Origin of the sequence: Mycobacterium colombiense, from assembly GCF_001953985.1 — a bacterium.
Lineage (GTDB): Bacteria > Actinomycetota > Actinomycetes > Mycobacteriales > Mycobacteriaceae > Mycobacterium > Mycobacterium colombiense_B.
Map to the genome: position 1 here is coordinate 1 of NZ_MBEI01000068.1, position 1966 is coordinate 1966.

The 1966-nt window shown below is 71.7% G+C and carries 4 protein-coding genes; 3 read left to right on the plus strand and 1 reads right to left on the minus strand.

Features of this window, described 5'->3' with window-relative positions; translation table 11 throughout:
• Nucleotides 1-76: hypothetical protein (locus A5732_RS27690; protein ID WP_249266670.1), on the plus strand; the 76-nt coding region annotated here is incomplete at its 5' end.
• Nucleotides 77-155: 79 nt separating this feature from the next.
• Here A5732_RS27690 and A5732_RS21645 read toward each other — a convergent pair.
• Entirely contained in the window at nt 156-812 is a 657-nt protein-coding gene (locus tag A5732_RS21645) for an amino acid-binding protein (protein WP_139334754.1), read from the minus strand.
• A 110-nt stretch (nt 813-922) separates the two neighbouring features.
• On the opposite strand from A5732_RS21645, the gene gatC reads away from it, so the two are divergent.
• Entirely contained in the window at nt 923-1222 is a 300-nt protein-coding gene (gene gatC, locus A5732_RS21650) for an Asp-tRNA(Asn)/Glu-tRNA(Gln) amidotransferase subunit GatC (protein WP_064950317.1), read from the plus strand.
• The coding region (locus tag A5732_RS21655; protein ID WP_253189101.1) for an amidase family protein at nt 1219-1966 on the plus strand (748 nt) is incomplete at its 3' end. The genes gatC and A5732_RS21655, both read left to right, overlap by 4 nt.

The following is a 1966-nucleotide window of genomic DNA, read 5'->3' on the forward strand; positions in this document are numbered from 1 at the left end:
GGGACCGACCGGCGAGCGCGCCGACTGGTGGTGGTATACACCCTTCCAACCCCAACCACCACCGACAAACAACTAGCCCGGCTACCGGGACCGCCCCCGGCAATGCTCGAAGCTCAAACACGTTGAGGCATCAACGAATTCGGTCGCACTGCCGGTCAGCGCAGCATGGTGGCGACGATCCCGGCGAGGTAGCCCAGCCGGGCGACCTCCGAGGGCCGGAATTCCGGGCCGGGACGGCCGAGCACCACCGCGGTGTGCGGGTCGCCCAACGGGGCCGCGACCATCGTCACATCCATGTCGCGCCACGCCTGCGGCACCCACTCGGCGTTGCTGTCCAGCGTCGCGGCCCGCTCCAGCGGCAGCCACGGGGCCGAGTCCGCCTTGGTCTCCGGGGCACCCGGGCTGCCGGCCAGGCGCTGTAGCTCGCCGCCCGAGCTGCGCAGCACCGTGCACCAACTGACGCGCAGCACCTTGGGCGCCCCGTTGGCGAGGACCTGCAGTCGCGCCGCCTTGCCTTTCGCCGCGGCGACGTGGTCGAGGAGCTCGAGCTCACGATGCGCCTCCAGCAGACCGGTGTGCGGGCGCACGCTGTCCACCCGGACGCCGGACAGGGACTCGGCCGCGGTGATCAGCGTGTCCGGCATGGCCCCCGGCGGCAGTTCGATCACCAGGTCGTCGGTCGCGTAACCGGCGCTGCGGTCCACGACGTCGAGCGACAGGATGTCGGCTCCCACCGAACCGAGCGCGACCGCCAGCGACCCCAGGCTGCCTGGCCGGTCGACGAGCTCGATGCGCAACAGATAGGAGGGCACGGCCAACACTGTTGCACAGGGAAGTGTCAACGGCATTTCGGCTCCGCCCGGCCGCGCGATGGCCAACGGGCGTGCAGCGGCCCGCACCTTCGCGGCTAGGCTTTCCAGTCGTGTCCCAGATCTCCCGCGACGAGGTAGCGCACCTGGCCCGGCTGTCCCGGCTGGCGCTTACCGACAGCGAACTCGACAGCTTCGCCGGCCAGCTCGGCGCCATCCTGACCCACGTCAGCCAGGTGCAGGCGGTCGATGTCACCGGCGTCGAAGCGACCGATAACCCGCTCAAGGACGTCAACGTCACCCGGCCGGACGAGTCGACACCGTGCCTGACCCAGGCCGAGGCGCTGGCCGAGGCGCCCGCGGCCGTCGATGGCCGCTTTGCGGTCCCGCAGATCCTGGGGGACAGCGAGTGAACGAGATCATCCGGTCCGACGCCGCCGCGCTGGCCGCCCGGATCGCCGCCAAAGAGGTGTCGTCGGTCGAGGTCACCCAGGCGTGCCTGGACCAGATCCAGGCGACCGATGACCGCTACCACGCCTTCCTGCACGTGGCGGCCGACGAGGCGTTGGGCGCGGCCGCCGTCGTCGACGAGGCGGTGGCTGCCGGGGAGCGGCTGCCGTCGCCGCTGGCGGGGGTTCCGCTGGCGCTCAAGGACGTCTTCACCACGGTCGACATGCCCACCACCTGCGGGTCCAAGATCCTGGAGGGCTGGCGTTCCCCGTATGACGCCACCGTCACCTCGCGGCTGCGCGCCGCGGGGATCCCGATCCTGGGCAAGACCAACATGGACGAGTTCGCGATGGGCAGCTCGACCGAGAACTCCGCCTACGGCCCCACCCGTAACCCGTGGGACGTCGACCGGGTGCCCGGCGGCTCCGGGGGCGGCAGCGCGGCGGCGCTGGCCGCGTTCCAGGCGCCGCTGGCGATCGGGTCCGACACCGGCGGCTCGATCCGCCAGCCCGCCGCACTCACCTCGACCGTCGGCGTCAAGCCCACCTACGGCACGGTGTCGCGCTACGGCCTGGTGGCGTGCGCGTCGTCGCTGGATCAGGGCGGACCGTGCGCGCGCACGGTGCTCGACACCGCACTGTTGCATCACGTGATCGCCGGGCACGACCCCCGGGACTCCACGTCCGTGAAGGCGGCGGTGCCCGACG